11 protein-coding genes are annotated in these 15,450 nt (G+C 67.8%); 3 read left to right on the forward strand and 8 right to left on the reverse strand.

The window, feature by feature from the left end:
- Positions 1-25: 25 nt before the first annotated feature.
- Both secA and SBI20_RS05305 read right to left on the reverse strand, forming a co-directional pair.
- Positions 26-2,788, reverse strand: coding sequence for a preprotein translocase subunit SecA (secA, locus tag SBI20_RS05300; protein ID WP_317974069.1), 2,763 nt, complete (start codon positions 2,786-2,788; stop codon positions 26-28).
- A 199-nt stretch (positions 2,789-2,987) separates the two neighbouring features.
- Positions 2,988-3,254: a hypothetical protein gene (locus SBI20_RS05305; protein ID WP_317974070.1), complete on the reverse strand. Its 267-nt coding sequence runs from the start codon at positions 3,252-3,254 to the stop codon at positions 2,988-2,990.
- Positions 3,255-3,384: 130 nt separating this feature from the next.
- On the opposite strand from SBI20_RS05305, the gene argJ reads away from it, so the two are divergent.
- The 3 genes from argJ to SBI20_RS05320 are packed head-to-tail and all read left to right on the forward strand — an operon-like array spanning position 3,385 to position 6,032.
- Positions 3,385-4,611, forward strand: coding sequence for a bifunctional glutamate N-acetyltransferase/amino-acid acetyltransferase ArgJ (gene argJ / locus SBI20_RS05310; RefSeq protein WP_317974071.1), 1,227 nt, complete (start codon positions 3,385-3,387; stop codon positions 4,609-4,611).
- Positions 4,612-4,620: 9 nt separating this feature from the next.
- Positions 4,621-5,226, forward strand: coding sequence for a glutathione S-transferase family protein (locus SBI20_RS05315; RefSeq protein WP_317974072.1), 606 nt, complete (start codon positions 4,621-4,623; stop codon positions 5,224-5,226).
- Entirely contained in the window at positions 5,223-6,032 is an 810-nt protein-coding gene (locus tag SBI20_RS05320) for an inositol monophosphatase family protein (protein WP_317974073.1), read from the forward strand. The genes SBI20_RS05315 and SBI20_RS05320 overlap by 4 nt, the downstream gene beginning before the upstream one ends.
- 318 nt (positions 6,033-6,350) lie before the next feature.
- Here SBI20_RS05320 and trxA read toward each other — a convergent pair whose 3' ends face one another.
- The 6 genes from trxA to tsaE all read right to left on the reverse strand — a co-directional run bounded on the left by trxA (position 6,351) and on the right by tsaE (position 15,442).
- Positions 6,351-6,671 (reverse strand): thioredoxin, encoded by a 321-nt coding sequence (gene trxA, locus SBI20_RS05325; protein ID WP_317974074.1) that lies wholly within the window; start codon positions 6,669-6,671, stop codon positions 6,351-6,353.
- Between the two features lie 102 nt (positions 6,672-6,773).
- The gene (gene addA, locus SBI20_RS05330) at positions 6,774-10,244 is read right to left on the reverse strand and encodes a double-strand break repair helicase AddA (protein ID WP_317974075.1); all 3,471 of its coding nucleotides are present in this window, start codon (positions 10,242-10,244) and stop codon (positions 6,774-6,776) included.
- Positions 10,241-13,285 carry a double-strand break repair protein AddB gene (gene addB, locus SBI20_RS05335; RefSeq protein WP_317974076.1) on the reverse strand — a complete coding sequence of 1,015 codons (3,045 nt, stop codon included), beginning with the start codon at positions 13,283-13,285 and terminating at the stop codon, positions 10,241-10,243. The genes addA and addB overlap by 4 nt, the downstream gene beginning before the upstream one ends.
- Complete coding sequence (locus SBI20_RS05340) at positions 13,282-14,004, reverse strand: nucleotidyltransferase family protein (RefSeq protein ID WP_317974077.1); 723 nt, start codon at positions 14,002-14,004, stop codon at positions 13,282-13,284. Before SBI20_RS05340 ends, addB begins: the two co-directional genes overlap by 4 nt.
- Positions 14,001-14,996, reverse strand: a complete 996-nt coding sequence (locus SBI20_RS05345) for an aminoglycoside phosphotransferase family protein (RefSeq protein WP_317974078.1) — start codon at positions 14,994-14,996, stop codon at positions 14,001-14,003. Before SBI20_RS05345 ends, SBI20_RS05340 begins: the two co-directional genes overlap by 4 nt.
- The gene (tsaE, locus tag SBI20_RS05350; protein WP_317974079.1) at positions 14,993-15,442 is read right to left on the reverse strand and encodes a tRNA (adenosine(37)-N6)-threonylcarbamoyltransferase complex ATPase subunit type 1 TsaE; all 450 of its coding nucleotides are present in this window, start codon (positions 15,440-15,442) and stop codon (positions 14,993-14,995) included. The genes SBI20_RS05345 and tsaE overlap by 4 nt, the downstream gene beginning before the upstream one ends.
- Between the last annotated feature and the right edge of the window lie 8 nt (positions 15,443-15,450).

Consider the following 15,450-nt stretch of genomic DNA (forward strand, 5'->3'; position numbering starts at 1 on the left):
TGTCCGGGTGGCGCGATGCGCCGTGTCAGGCCGCCACGCCGTGGCAGTGCTTGTACTTCTGGCCCGAGCCGCACGGGCACGGCGCATTGCGGTTCACGCCCTGCCCCGCATAGGGGTCCTGTCCGGGAACGGGAGCCGGGGCCGCGCCGCCAAAGCCGCTGCCACCAAGACCGCCGCCCAGCGCCCCCAGCATCGCCGCCGCCCCCGGAACCTGGGGCACGGCATCGTTCTCGCCGGTGAACGGATCGATATGGCTGGTGAGGAAATCGGGCAGTTCGGGAAGCTGGAAATCGCCCATCTGGTCGATCGGCTGCATGCGGATCTCGCTGATCATCAGGATGCGCGTCACATCCTCGCGGATTCCGTCGAGCATCTTCTCGAACAGGCCGAAGGCTTCCTGCTTGTATTCGTTGATCGGCGTCTTCTGGGCATAGGCGCGCAAGTAGACCACCTGACGCAGCGCATCGAGGGTCGCCAGATGCTCCTTCCAGTGATGGTCGAGGCGTTCGAGCAGGATAGACTTTTCAAGGCCGCGCCAGGTCTCTGGCTCGACCGTTTCGAGCTTGGCGGCCATGTGGGCATCGGCCAGCGCGATCAGGCGCTCGCTGATGAGGTCGGGCTCGACCGCGTCTTCCTCCAGCCAGTCGTCGATCGGCGGGGTCATGCCCAGCACTTCGGCGACGCGCTCCTTGAGGCCTTCGACGTTCCACTGCTCGGGATAGGAACCGGGCGGGCAGGCATCGCCAACGATGGCGTTGATCGTCTCGTGGCGCATGTCGAGCACGACATCGTCGACCGCCTGCGCGTCCATGATGTCCGAGCGCTGCTCGTAGATCACCTTGCGCTGGTCGTTCATCACGTCGTCGTATTCAACGACCTGCTTGCGGATGTCGTAGTTGCGCGCCTCGACCTTCTTCTGCGCGTTCTCGATGGCCTTGGACAGCCACTTGGAACCGATCGCCTCGCCGTCGGCAAGGTTGGAATTCATCATGCGGGCAAACAGCGTGTCGGGCCCGAAGATGCGCAGGAGGTCGTCCTCGAGGCACAGATAGAACTTGGACAGCCCCGGATCGCCCTGACGGCCCGAACGGCCACGCAGCTGGTTGTCGATGCGGCGGCTTTCGTGGCGCTCGGTGCCGATCACGCACAGGCCGCCAGCCTCGAGAACCTTGGCCTTTTCGGCGTTGATCTCGGCGGCCATGCGGGCAATCGCGGCCTCGCGCTCGGGGCCTTCGGGCACGTCGCGCAGCTCGTCATCGATGCGGAATTCGAGGTTGCCGCCCAGCTTGATGTCGGTCCCGCGCCCGGCCATGTTGGTGGCGATGGTCACCGCGCCAAGGCGCCCGGCCTGGGCCACGATATGGGCTTCCATCTCGTGGAAGCGGGCATTGAGCACCGCGTGCTTGACGCCCTCGCGGGTGAGGAACTCGCTGAGCAGTTCCGACTTCTCGATCGAGACCGTGCCGACCAGCACCGGCTGGCCGATCTCGTTCTTCTCGCGGATCAGGCGGGCGATGGCGGCAAACTTGTCGAGCGTGTTCTTGTAGAACTCGTCCTCCTCGTCGATCCGCTTCACGGGCAGGTTGGTCGGGATGGTGACGACGTTCATCTTGTAGATTTCGAAGAACTCGGTCGCCTCGGTCGCGGCGGTGCCGGTCATGCCCGCCAGCTTGGGGTACATGCGGAAATAGTTCTGGAAGGTGATCGAGGCCATGGTCTGGTTTTCCGGCTCGATCTTGACGCCTTCCTTGGCCTCGACCGCCTGGTGCAGACCGTTCGACCAGCGCCGGCCATCCATCATGCGGCCGGTGAACTCGTCGATGATCACGACCTTGTCGTCCTTGACGATGTAGTCGATGTCACGCTTGAACATGACATTGGCCTTGAGCGCCTGGTCGAGGTGGTGGACGACCATCGTGTTCTCGACATCGTAGAGGTTCGAGCCGACCAGTATGCCGGCTTCCTCAAGGCGACGCTCGACCCATTCCACGCCGTCTTCGGTCAGCGTGATGCTCTTGGTCTTCTCGTCGGCCTCGTAAAGCTCGGGGTCGATCTGCTTGACCACCGCGTCGACCGACACATAAAGTTCGCTCTTGTCGTCGGTCGGCCCCGAAATGATCAGCGGGGTACGTGCCTCGTCGATCAGGATCGAGTCCACTTCGTCGACAATCGCGAAGTTGAACGGGCGCTGCACCATCTGCGAGCGCTCGTGCTTCATGTTGTCGCGCAGGTAGTCGAAGCCCAGTTCGTTGTTGGTGGCATAGGTAATGTCGGCCTCGTAGGCCTGACGGCGCTCGTACTCGTTGAGGTTGGGCACGATCACGCCGACCGTCAGGCCCAGAAATTCATAGAGCACGCCCATCGTCTCGGCGTCGCGGCGGGCGAGATAGTCGTTCACGGTCACCACGTGAACGCCCTTGCCTTCGAGCGCGTTGAGATAGACCGCCAGCGTGCCGACCAGAGTCTTGCCCTCGCCGGTGCGCATTTCGGCGATCTCGCCCCGGTGCAGCACGATGCCGCCGATCATCTGCACGTCGAAATGGCGCATCCCCATCGCGCGCACCGCCGCCTCGCGCACGGTGGCAAAGGCTTCGGGCAGGAGGTCGTCGAGGGTCGCTCCCGCTTCGAGCTGGCCCCGGAACTTGACCGTCTGGGCGGCCAGTTCCTCGTTGCTCATCGCCTTCATGGTGTCCTCGAAGGCGGCGATCTTCTTCACCTGCTTGTCGAGCGACTTGACGTAACGATCATTGGACGAACCGAAAATGGACTTGGCAAGTGCGCCGAACATGGCGGTGGTTCCCCGTTATGCGATGCATGAGATGCATGTGATGGTGGCGGCAAAGCCGGGCGCGAGGGCCTCAAAGGGCGCGCGCATGGAACCGGCAACGCGAAAGACAAGGATTGGTGCCCGCACAGCAAAGGCAGGGCCCCCAAATCAGGACAGCCCAAATCAGGACAGGGCGCGCAAGGCCGCCCTCAGGCGCGGCTCATTCCCGCGCGCGGTCCGAACGATGCGGCAGGCCCGGCGCCAGACCGAAAGGTCGCGCCGATGCAGGCAGCACCCCCTGCGCGGGATCGAACACCGGACGGGCCGCCATGACCCGCGCCGCAGCGACCACGCAGGCCGTCGGCGCGGCTGCCGAAACGCTCGCCACAGCCGCGCATCCGGCCACTTCGGTGCGCGTGGTGGCATTGGCCACCTCGGGCAGCGACAGGCCGCTGAGCAGGGCAAACAGGACAAGCAGAAACCGCATTGCGCTTTGAGATAGGCAAGCCGCAGCGAAACGTCCACCCGAAACGACGAAATTCCCCCCTTCTTCCCCTATGCCGCTCGCCTTTCTCACCCATGGACGCCGCCCGGCCAAGCCGCTAGGGAACGGCGCCATGTCCGACGCCATTTCCCCGCTCGCCTCGCCCTTCCCCGCCCTCCCCGCGATTGCCGGGGTCACCCCGCGCGTGGCCCGCGCCGGATACAAGGACTGGGGCCGCTGCGACCTGACGTATGTGGAATTCGATGAAGGCACGGCGGTGGCCGGGGTCTTCACCCGCAATGTCTGCTGCTCGTCCGAGGTCGAACTGGGCCGCCAGAACGTGGCGCAAGGCATGGCCCGCGCGCTCGTCGTCAATGCGGGCAATTCCAATGCCTTCACCGGCTATCGCGGGCGCGAGGCGGTCGAGGCGATCATGGATCAGGTCGCCGCCCACCGCGGCTGCCCGCGCGAGCAGGTCTTCGTGTCCTCGACCGGGGTGATCGGCGTGCCCTTGCCCAAGGACAAGGCCCGCGCCGGGATCGAAGCCGCGCTCCTTGCCCAGCCCTGCACCTGGGAAGAGGCCGCGAACACCATCGGCACGACCGACACGTTCGCCAAGGGCGCAACCGCGCAGGCGGTGATCGGCGAAACCACCGTGACCCTGAGCGCGATCATCAAGGGTTCGGGCATGATCGCGCCCGACATGGCCACGATGCTCGGCTACATCTTCACCGATGCCGCCGTTTCGCCCGCCTTCCTTCAGGAATGCCTGTCGGCGGCCAACACCCGCACGTTCTCGTGCATCACCGTCGACAGCGACACCTCGACGAGCGACACCGTGCTGGCCTTTGCCACCGGCAAGGCGGGCAATGCCCCGCTCACCAGCCGGGCCGATGCTGGCGCCGATGCCTTTGCCGCCGCCATCGAGGACATCTGCCGCCAGCTCGCCCACCTCGTCGTCAAGGATGGCGAAGGCGCGCAGAAGTTCATCGCGGTCAGCGTCACGGGCGCTGTTTCGGACGCCAGCGCGCGCACCGTGGGCCTGGCCATCGCCAATTCGCCGCTGGTCAAGACTGCCATCGCAGGCGAGGACGCCAACTGGGGCCGCGTGGTCATGGCCGTGGGCAAGGCAGGCGAACCGGCGGATCGCGACCGTCTGTCGATCGGCTTTGGCGGCATCTGGACGGCCAGGGACGGCCAGCCCGTCGCCGACTACGACGAAGCGCCCGTTGCCGCCCACCTCAAGGGCCGCGAAATCGCCATCACGGTCGATCTGGGCCTTGGCGAAGGCCGCGCCACGGTCTGGACCTGCGACCTCACCCACGGCTACATCTCGATCAACGCCGACTACCGGAGCTAAAACAAGACCATGCTGATCATCTGGGGCCGCATCAATTCGCACAACGTCAAGAAAGTGGTCTGGGCCGCGCAGGAATGCGGCCTGCCCTTCGAACGGCGCGAGATGGGCGGGAAATTCGGCTACACGCCCGACTATCTCGCCAAGAACCCCAACCATCTGGTCCCGATGATCGAGGATGGTGATGTTGTGGTGTGGGAATCGAACGCGATCCTGCGTTACCTGTTCGCCGCCCATGCTCCGGCGCTGTGGCCTGCCGATCCGGCCGTGCGCGCGCAGGGTGATCAGTGGATGGACTGGCAGTTCCTCTATGCCGACGCCCAGCGCGAGGCGTTCCTGGGCTGCGTGCGCGGCGGCAAGGACGGCTCTGATCCGGTCGTGGCCAAATCGGCGGCGGCCTGCGCCGAGCTGATGACCCTGCTCGACGCACAACTGGCCCGCACGCCCTGGCTCTCGGGCGACAGCTTCGGTGTCGCGGACATCCCGATGGGCACCTATGCCCACACCTGGTTCCACCTCCCCGTCGAGCGCCCCTCGCTGCCCCATGTCGAAGACTGGATGGCCCGCCTGCGCACGCGCCCCGGTTTTCAGGACATCGCCGCGGTCCCCTTCACATGAGCTGGACTCCCGCGCTCGACCAGGCTGTTTCAGCCCTGATCGCCAGCGTGGCCGACGAAGCCATCGCCCCGCGCTATCGCCAGCTTGCCGAACACGACGTGACCGCCAAGGCCGCCGACGACGTGGTAACCGTGGCCGACACCCATGCCGAACGCCTGCTGGCCGAGGGCCTCGCGCGCATCCTGCCCGAGGCACGGATCGTGGGCGAGGAAGCCGCCCATGCCGATCCGTCGGTGTTCGAGCGGCTCAAACAGGGCCTGTGCTGGATCATCGACCCGCTCGATGGCACCAACAATTTCGCCGCCGGGCGCCCGCCCTTCGGCGTGCTGATCGCGCTGGCGCATGATGGCGTCTGCGTGGCAGGCTGGATCTACGACGTGCTCACGCGCCGTCTGTGTACCGCGCAAGACGGTCGCGGTGCCTTTGTCGATGGCAAGCCGGTGCGCGCGCAAACGACCGGACAGACCCCGCCCGTCGCCGCGATTTCCACCGTGTTCATGGACGCCACCCGGCGCGAGGCGATGCGCCAGCACATCCTGCCCCACTACACCGTGGTCGACATTCCGCGCTGCGCGGCCGAGCAATATCCGCGTCTGGTGCTGGGGGTAAACGATGTCTCGATCTTCGAGCGCACCCTGCCCTGGGACCATGCCGCCGGGGTGCTGTTCGTCAACGAGGCGGGCGGCAAGGCGGCAAGGCCAGACGGCACACCCTATCGCGTCGACCAGATCGGCCAGCGCGGGCTGATCGCCGCATCGAGCCCGGCCCTGTTCGACGCCATGGCCCAGCGCCTGCGCGACCTGTAGAAACCCCTCCACTACCCGCTACGCGGGCGGTCCCCGTCCCCGCACGCGGGGAGGAGCAACAGCAGTGCCCCAAAGATCCTCCCCACACCGTGGGGAGGTGGCAGGCCACAGGCCTGACGGAGGGGAGGCCCCCCTCCACCACCCGCTACGCGAGCGGTCCCCCTCCCCGCACGCGGGGAGGAGCAACAGCAGTGCCCCAAAGATCCTCCTCACACCGTGGGGAGGTGGCAGGCCGAAGGCCTGACGGAGGGGAGGAACCCCTCCACCACCCGCTACGCGAGCGGTCCGCCTCCCCGCGAGCGGGGAGGAGAAAGGGCCTTAGAGAACGCTTTCCAGCCAGCCCTTGAGCTGGCTCTTGGGCGCCGCACCCAGCTTCTGGGCGACCGGCTTGCCATCCTTGAAGAGGATCAGCAGCGGGATCGACTGCACGCCAAAGTTGCTGGCCGTGGCGGTGTTTTCCATGATGTCCACCTTGGCGATGGTCACCTTGTCAGCCAGTTCCCCGGCGATTTCTTCGAGCGCCGGGGCGATCATCTTGCACGGACCGCACCAGTCGGCCCAGAAATCGACGAGCACGGGCTTGCCCGATTCGAGGACATCGGCGGAAAAGCTGGCGTCGGTGACGGCCTTGGTCGACATGAAACAGAACTCCTTTGAACGTTTGGAACAGTATCTAGGCGCTGGCGCGGCCCTGACAACCACGCAGTGCAGAAAGCTTTGCTCGTCCCCCGCGAGGCAAATCTAGACAGGCTGGGGCCGATGGAGCGCCAGAACCCCGGGCGGAACCGCGATCAGGTGCGGCGCATGGGTATAAAGGAGCGCGGCCTCGACCCGGCGGCCCGGATGGATTGCGCTGAGCGCCGCGGCATAGGCCGCCATCTGGCGCAAAGTCGCCACCGGCACCTCTTCGAGCCGTGCTGGCGGACGCCGCGCGGTCTTGAAGTCGACGATCAGCACGCGCTCGTCCTCGATCAGCAGGCGGTCGATCTTGCCCGAGACCACGCGCCCCTCGACAACCGCCGCCAGCGGCACTTCGGCGAGCGACTGCGGCCCGAACACCCCCTGCCAGTCGGGATGGTCGAGCACGGCACAGGCCGCGCGCACCATGTCCTCGTGCTGATCTGGCGCAAAATCGGCGGCCTGCCGCGCCAGCCAGCCGCGCGCGGCCTCCTCGCGCTCGTCACGCGGCACGGCGGGCATCCGTTCGATCAGGCGGTGGATCAGCGTTCCCCGCCGCGCCGCCATCAAGGCCCCCGGCCCCGGCTGCGTGGGCGGATCGGGGGCTTCGTCGTCGCCCAGCGCCGAAGGGGCGAGCGGGCGCGGCGGGCGTGGTTCGGGGCCGATGGGGGTGGTCAGGACCGGCGGCAGGAGCGGCAGGCCCAGAGAGGTGGCGGGCTGATACCCCTGCGAAACCGGCGGCCCGGCCATGCCGATATCGCGCGCACCGTCCCAGATCGGATCGGGCGCCCAGCCGTCTTCCTCATCCTCGCCGCCCTCGAACAGCGGTTGCAGGCGGGCATACCAGCTGTCGGCAGGCAAGTCCTTGCGGCTCTTGGGCCGCGCGCCGGCAATGAACAGCGCCTCTTCGGCGCGGGTCAGCGCCACATAGAGCAGGCGCCAGTGTTCGGCCCGCTCCTCGAGCGCGGCTTTTTCCTGCGCGGCGCGCACGGGGCCCGCTTTCTCGGCCTTGCGCAAGGGCGGCAGCGGCACCGCGCGCGCGGCCTGTCCGGGCACGACAACGCGCTCGTGCAGTTCGCCCCCGCGCGCCATGCTCGCGTCCGGGTCGTCGGCGGCATCGGCAAGGATCACGATGGGCGCCTGAAGCCCCTTCGAGCCATGGACGGTCATCACCCGCACCAGATTGGCGGCCTGCCCGGCCTCGCGCTTCAACTCGCCATCGCCGCTGTCGAACCACTGGATGAAGCCGACGAGGCTGGCCACCTGCCCCGAGGCATAGGCCATCGCCGCATTGAGCAGTTCGTCGATGGGGTCGTTGGCCTCGCGCCCCAGTCGCGCGACAAGGCGATAGCGCGCCTGCCAAGGGCCCACCAGCAACCAGTGCAGCAACGACGCAGGCGGTTCGTAATCGGCGCGGCGCAACAGGTCGAGCAGCCGCTCGACACCCTCGACCGTGGCCGGATCGCGCGAGGCGGCCAGATGGCTCCACAGCCGCACCCCGTCCTTGCGATAGCCGCGCGCGAGCAAGTCTTCCTGGCTCCACCCGATCAGCGGGGAGACCAGCAGATTGGCAAGGTTGAGGTCGTCGAACGGCTGCGCACAGAACCGCAGCGCGGCCATCAGGTCCTTGACCGCCAGCGGCGCCCCAAGCCGCAAGCGATCGACGCCCGCCACCGGCACGCCATGGGCATGAAGCCGCGCCACGATCAGCCCGGCCAGATCCTTGCGCTTGCGCACGAGGACCATGATGTCGCCCGGACCGGCATTGCGCGGCTTGCCCTTGTGCAGCGGGTATCCGGTGTCGATCCAGAGCCGCACCTGCCGCGCCAGCCGGTCGGCCAGATCGCGGTCGGGCCGCGAGAGCCAGTTTTCCGCGCCCTCCTCCCCGGCCTCGGGCGCGTCGTCATCCTCGCTGCTCTCGTCCGAGCCATCGCCGACCGTGCGCCAGAGCCGCACGAGACCGGGGCGCATGTCGCCCACATGCTGCTCGGGCGCCTCGGGCAGGCCGAACCGCTCGGGGCCGATGGTCTGGATCGCGCGGTCGACAAACGCCAGAATCGGCATCGCCGTGCGATAGGATTGCCCAAGGCCAAGCGAGAGCAGCTTGCGTGTTTCCTCGCCGGTGGCCTCTGCCAGCCCGGCCAGTTCGCGCCGCACCTGCTCGCGCGCCTTGGCAAAATTTTCCGGGCTGGTGCCCTGAAAACCGAAGATCGCCTGCTTGTAGTCGCCCACCACGAACAGCGTGCGTGCGCGCTCGCTCTCGCCGCTGAAGAAATCGTCGACCAGCCCCTTGAGCACGATGCGCCATTGCGCCTCGTTGGTGTCCTGCGCCTCGTCGACCAGCACATGGTCGAAACGCCGGTCGAGCTTGAAGCGGATCCATTCTGCCGAGGCCCGCTCGGTCAAAAGCGAGGCCGCGGCGCGGATCTGGTCGTCGAAATCGATGAATCCTTCGCGCGCCTTGGCCGCGTCCCACGCGAGGGCAAAACGCCGCCCGACGGTCAGCGCCGGATCAAGCAGCTCGGCCAGTGCCAAGAGCGCCGCCCGCTCGCGCAAGGCGGCGATCCCGGCGATCACGCGGGCCTGATAGTCGCCATAGGCCGGTTCGTGCTTGTCGATGTTGCGGGTCGACTTGGCCTCGCCCTTGCCGGTCAGGAACAGCTTGGCAAAGTCGTCGATCCCGGCGAGCCGCGCCTGCGGATTGCAGGCCAGCCAATCGCCCATCATGTTGGCCGCGTCGATCCCGGTCTTCGTGCCCCAGGCGGCATTGGCCTCCATGCAGCGGCGCACCGAGGCAACGTCAAAGGCCTCGTCCGAACAGAACGCGGCCAGATCGCTGCCGTCCTCGTCGGCCTCAAGCCCCAGCAACTGATTGATCTGCGGACGCAGCGGCAGTTGCCAGCCGGTCGGCCCGGTCCACAGCTCAATGGCCGAGGCACAGCGCAGCAGGAAGCCGATGACGCTCCCCTGATCCATCCGCAGCGCCAGCAGCGCGAGGGCGTCGAGCAGGCCCTCGTCGCCATGCTCCTCGGCCTCGACCAACATCTGGGCGAGCACCTCGCGCACGAGCAGCTCGCGGTCGCGATCCTCCATCGCCCGCGTGCCCGGCAAAAGCCCGGATTCGACCGGAAAGGCCGAGAGCAGCCACTGCGAAAAGGCGTGGATCGTCTCGATCCGCAGGCCGCCGCCGGGGCAATCGAGCACGGCGGCAAAGCGGCTGCGCGCGCGTGCCAGCTTGTCGGACCCGGCCTGCGCGCCAATCGCCTCCAGATCGGCAAACAGCTCCACATCGGGCATCCGCACCCAGCGCGCCAGCACATCGTTGACGCGCGTGGCCATTTCCGCCGCACCCGCCTTGGTGAAGGTCAGGCACAGGATATTCTCCGGCTCGACATCGGGCTGCAACAACAAGCGCAGCACGCGCGCGGACAGCACCTGCGTCTTGCCCGTGCCTGCCGAGGCGGAAAGCCAGACCGTGCGATCAGGCGCGACCGCGCGGGCCTGGTTGCCCTGAAGCGGATAGACCTTGCTCACAATGCGTCCCGCCCTTCATCATCGCGCCCATCACGGCCCTGCCATTCTTCGAGCCGCATCAACTGGTCATAGTCGGCATAGCCGGGCAGATCGGGGTTGAGCCGCGCGGTGAACGGCTCCGTGCCCAGGATCCACCGGGCAATCGCCTCTTCAAGAAAGCGCCGCGTCTCGGGCAGGAAATCCTCGCGCGGGATGCCCGATTTGCGCCGCCCTTCGAGGATCGGCTCGCGCATGAAGCCAAAGCCGCCACCCTTGGGATCGCGGGCCAGCGACCAGTATTCAAAGCGCGAAGAGTCGCCCTCCACGCGCAACTTGCCGTCCTTGTCGCGGAAGCCGCCCTCTTGCGCGATCAGGCCGATCAGCCCCAATTGCAGGGCAAAGCCTTCCTGCACCATCCGCCCCGATGGCGGGGTGCCCGTCTTGTAGTCGACAATCGCCAGGGTGCCATCGGCCAGCCGGTCGATCCGGTCGGCGCGGCCAAAGATGCGCACGCCCTCCACCCGTGTTTCGCCCCAGCATTCGAACGCGGCAACATCGCGGCCCTCGCCCGCCAGACGATCCTGTTCGTCCTCGATCCAGCCGAGCGCGGCGAGCAGGCGCGGACGCCACAGGCTGCGCATGAACGGATGCGCGCTCATCTGCGCCAGCGCGCGTTCGGCCAGCGGGATCAGCTCGCCCGGCGGCGCGCCCGCGCGGTGCCAGGCTTCGAGAATGGCGTGAACCGCCGTCCCGCGCCAGGCCGGGGTCGGATCGGCGTCGCGCGGGTCAATCGTCTTGAGCCCCAGAATCGACGCGGCATAGAACTGGTACGGGTCGGACCGCAGGCGGTCGAGCGCGGTCACCGCAATATCGACCCGCCGCTGGTCGCGGCTCGGCAGGGGCCGGGGGCGGCGATACGCCGGGCCTTGCGCCGCATGGTCGAGCGCCTTGCCCCATTGCACCGAGTCCGTTTCCCAGACCACGTCCTCCTCGTCGAGTAGGGCGTGGACGCGCAGCAAAAAGCGCGAAGGGATCGCCGGGCCGCTGGCATCGCGCTCGGCATAGCTGAGCACGACTTCAGGCGCGCCGAGCATCGCGGCCAGATCGTGCGCGGCAAGACCAATGCGGAAATCGGCCCCCGGAATGCCCAGCGCGCGCAGGATCGGCGGGGCCAGCAGCGGATCGGGCGTGGGCGCGGCGGGCCACGAGCCTTCGGTCATCCCGGCGCAGATCACGAGGTCGGCCCGGCTCATCCGCGCTTCGAGCAGGCCATAGATCGCCAGACGCGGATGGCCGCCATAGGGCGGGCGCACCGAAACCTCGTCCATCGCATCGCGCAAGAGCGCCGGGATCTCGCGCGGGTCGACCGGCAGGCTGCCCGCCTGTGCCGCCGCCTCGCGCCATTGCTCGACAAACTGCGCCAGCGCGCGCCCGTCGGCATTGCCCCAGATGCTTGCGCCCGCCAGCGTTTCGGCCAGATCGGCCAGCATGGTCAGCGTGGCGGCCAGCGGCAAGCCATCGTCCTGTTCCAGCCCACTCGCGCCGAGCAGCGGCAGGAGCAGCAGTTCGACCCCGTCCCACCAGGCCGAAAGGCCCGGATAGCGCTTTTCGCGCTCGCGCACGGCCTCGCGGATCGGCTCCAGTCCGGGGCCCGGACGGGGCCCGCGCAAGACCAGATCGAGTTGCCGCACGCGCTCCAGCCAGGCTGCGCGCGCCTCACCGGCCATGACCAGCGGATGGCCGAGCAGCGCCAGCAGGGCGACAGGCGCGCAGCGTTCCGCGCGCACTTGCGCCAGTTGCAGGAACAGGCGCCCGGCCACCGTCTGGGGCAAGGGCCGCCCGGCGGTATCGTCAGCCGCGATGTTCCAGCGTTCGAGATGCGCAATCACGCGCGAGGCCAGCCCACGATCGGGGGTGACAACCGCCACCCGGCGTTCGGGCTGGGCCAGCGCCTGCCGCACGAGAACGGCAATCGCCTGTGCTTCTTCTTCCGGGTGGGTGCTGCGCATCAGGCGCACGCCGGTAAAGCGCCGGTCGCCCGGCGGCAGGTCGATCCACGCCGTGCTCGCCTCGGGCGGCAGGAACAGGTTGGAAATCGCCCGGCTGCGCGCAGGGGGCGCGGCGGACATCCCGGCACGGTGCCACGGCTTCACGTCCTCGCGCGTCAGGCCCATGCGGGTGAGCAGCAATTTGAGGTGATACTGCGGGTGGGTGAGCTGGTCCCCGCGCCCGAACACCGGGCCCGGCTCCCCCGTTTCGGCGTCCTCCTCGCTCGCCCCCGCCTGCCCCAGTGCGTCCCAGACAGCAGGATCGAGCGCAAGGTCGAGATCGGGCAGTACCACCGCCCCTTGCGGCAGGTCGGCGACCGTGCGCAACAGCCGCGCAATCGCGGGCGCGCCCGAAGTCACCCCGGCGGCGATCACCGGAAACGGCGGCGGCGCCAAGCGCCAGGCCTGCGCGGCATGATCGAGCAGGAGATTGCGCCGCACCGGCGCGTCGACCTGTCCGCGCTCCTCCAGTTCAAAGCGCCAGCGCATCTGCACCCGTGCGAACAGGCGCAGGCTGTCCTGCCAGTGCTCGGCCAGCTCGGGCAGCATGTCGATGGTGAGCAATTGCTCGGGCGCGACATCCTCGGCGGCCATGCGGTCGAGCGACTGGGCGAGACTGCGCGCCTGACGGACCAGCCCGGCTTCGCCCCGCACGATGCCTTCGGCCTGCAATTCCCCGCGCAGCAATTCGGCCAGCCGCAAGAGCCGGAAAACCGGATCGCAGGCAGGCGGCGCCACGCTGCCCCCGCCCAGCGGATCGAGCAGGGCGCCCAGGGTCTCGTCGAGATCGAGGTCGCCCACCACCGCCATGCGCGGCAGCAGCAGCCCCCCGCCCGAGGCGCGGACAAAGGCCTCGGTCAGGTTGCGCACCGCGCGCTGGCTGGGCAACAGCAGGGTGAGCCGCGCAAGGCCGAACGTGTCCTCGCGATAGCGCGGCAAAAGCCCGGCCACGAGGGCATCGGCAAAGCCGCGATGGGCGGCGATGGTATAGACGCTTGCGCCCCGGCTGCTCACGCTCCGGTGAGCGCCTGAACGGTCGGCGCGATCATCTCGGGCGCGCCCACCTCATACCACAGCCCGGTATGGGGCAGGCCATAGAGCCGCCCTTCGGCAATCGCCCGGTCCCACAAGATCCCGGTCGAGAACGCCCCTTGCGGCGCATCGCGCAAGAGCCGCTGCGACACGATCTGGATGCCGGTGAAGATATAGGGTGCCACCCGCCCCGGCTTGCGCCGTGCGACAAGGCCCATGGGATCGAGATGGAAATCACCGGGCCCGGCATAGTTGAAGGCCTGCGCATGGCTGACCATCAGCAAAAGCGCGTCCATCCGCGCCGGGTCCCAGGCATCGGACAGAGCGGCAAAGACATTGCGCGGCCCGTCGAGCCAGATATTGTCGCTGTTGAGGCAGAAGAACGTCTCCCGGTCGATCAGCGGCAGCGCCTTGACGAGGCCCCCGCCGGTTTCGAGCAAGGCCTCGCGCTCGTCCGAAACGGCGATGGCCGGGGCCTCGCGCATCAGGACATGGGCTTCGAGCTGGTCGGCCAGATAGTGGGCATTGACCACCGCGCGCGTCACGCCCGCCTCCGACAGCTTGTCGAGCGCATGGTCGATCAGCGCCTTGCCCGCCACGCGCACGAGCGGCTTGGGGCGGCTGACGGTGAGCGGGCGCATCCGCTTGCCGATCCCGGCCGCCAGCACCATCGCGGTATCGGAAACCAGAGGCTTGCTCATGCCGCAAACTCCCCGCCCAGACGCCGCGCCGGATCGCGCAAGTCAGCCGGGATATTGGCATCGAACCAGCGCGCCACCGGGGCGAGCGCGGGATGGGCCAGATCGCGTTCGAGCATGGCCCAGACACGCGGGATATAATCGAGATAGCGCGGCTTGCCGTCGCGCTTCCACAGGCGCACGAAAATGCCCACGATCTTGGTGTTCCGCTGCGCGCCCAGCCGGGCATAGTCGGCGAGGAAATCCCCCTGCGGCTGCGCCTTTTCGACGTAGTAGTCGAACATGCGCGCCTCAAGCTCGGGCGAGACCTCGCGCCGCGCGTCCTGCAACAGCGAGACGAGATCGTAGGCCGGATGGCCGGTCAGCGCGTCCTGAAAGTCGAGCAGGCCCTGCGTTTCGAGCCCGCCGAGCAGCATGATGTTCTCGGCGTGATAATCGCGCAGCACGGTCACGCCGGGGCGCTGGTTGGGCAGCAAGGGCGCGAGCACTTCTTCCCAGGCCTTCTGCCAGCCCTCCACATCGACATAGAGCGCGCGCGCCGGGCAGAACCATTCGATGAACAGCTTCACCTCGCGCAAGTACTCGCTCATGCCATAGGCCGTGAACGGCCCGGCAGGCAGGTGTGCCAGCTCGACCAGAACGTCGATCGCCGCGCGATAGACCGCGTCTTCATCCTGCGGCCAGGCGTCGAGATATTCGCGGCAACGGACATTCCCGAAATCTTCGAGCAAGACCCAGCCATTGCCCGCATCTTCAGCCAGAATCGCGGGCGCGCGCAAGCCATTGGCGTCGAGCCAGCGCGCCGCGCGCAGGAACGGCTGCGGGTCTTCCTGCGGCGGGGGCGCGTGCATCAGCATCGCACTGCTGCCATCGCTTCGCACCACGCGGAAATAGCGGCGGAACGAGGCATCGCCGGGCAAAGGTTCGATTGCGGCGCCCGCCCAGCCCGCATGGGCCAGGAACGCCTCGATTCCCATCGGAAGATCGCTGCTCATGGCAAACGCTCTAGCCAGCCAGTGCCCGGCAAGACAATGGCCTGCCGCCCGTTTTCCGCTATTTCCAGACGCAGCGTCAAACACCCGGCCTCGTGGGCAAACCCCCCGGCATGGTCGGGCCATTCGGCGATCAGCACCGCGCCATACCGATAATCGTCCAGCCCGATCTCCTCGGCCTCAGCCGGGTCGTTCAACCGGTAGAAATCGGCATGAACCACCGGCAGGCGCACGGCGGGCGGATCATAGGCCTCGACGATGGTGAAGCTGGGCGAAGGCACCTCCCCCTCGTGACCCAGCGCTTCGAGCAGGGCGCGCGCCAGCGTGGTCTTGCCGGCCCCCAGCGTCCCTTCGAGGGCCAGCACATCGCCCGCGCGCAGCAGGGGAGCAAGGCGCCGGGCAAAGGCCTGCGTTGCGGCCAGATCGGGCAAGGGAACGACTGAAGACATGCAAAAAC

Origin of the sequence: Novosphingobium sp. IK01, assembly GCF_033242265.1 — a bacterium.
Classification (GTDB): Bacteria; Pseudomonadota; Alphaproteobacteria; order Sphingomonadales; family Sphingomonadaceae; genus Novosphingobium; species Novosphingobium pituita.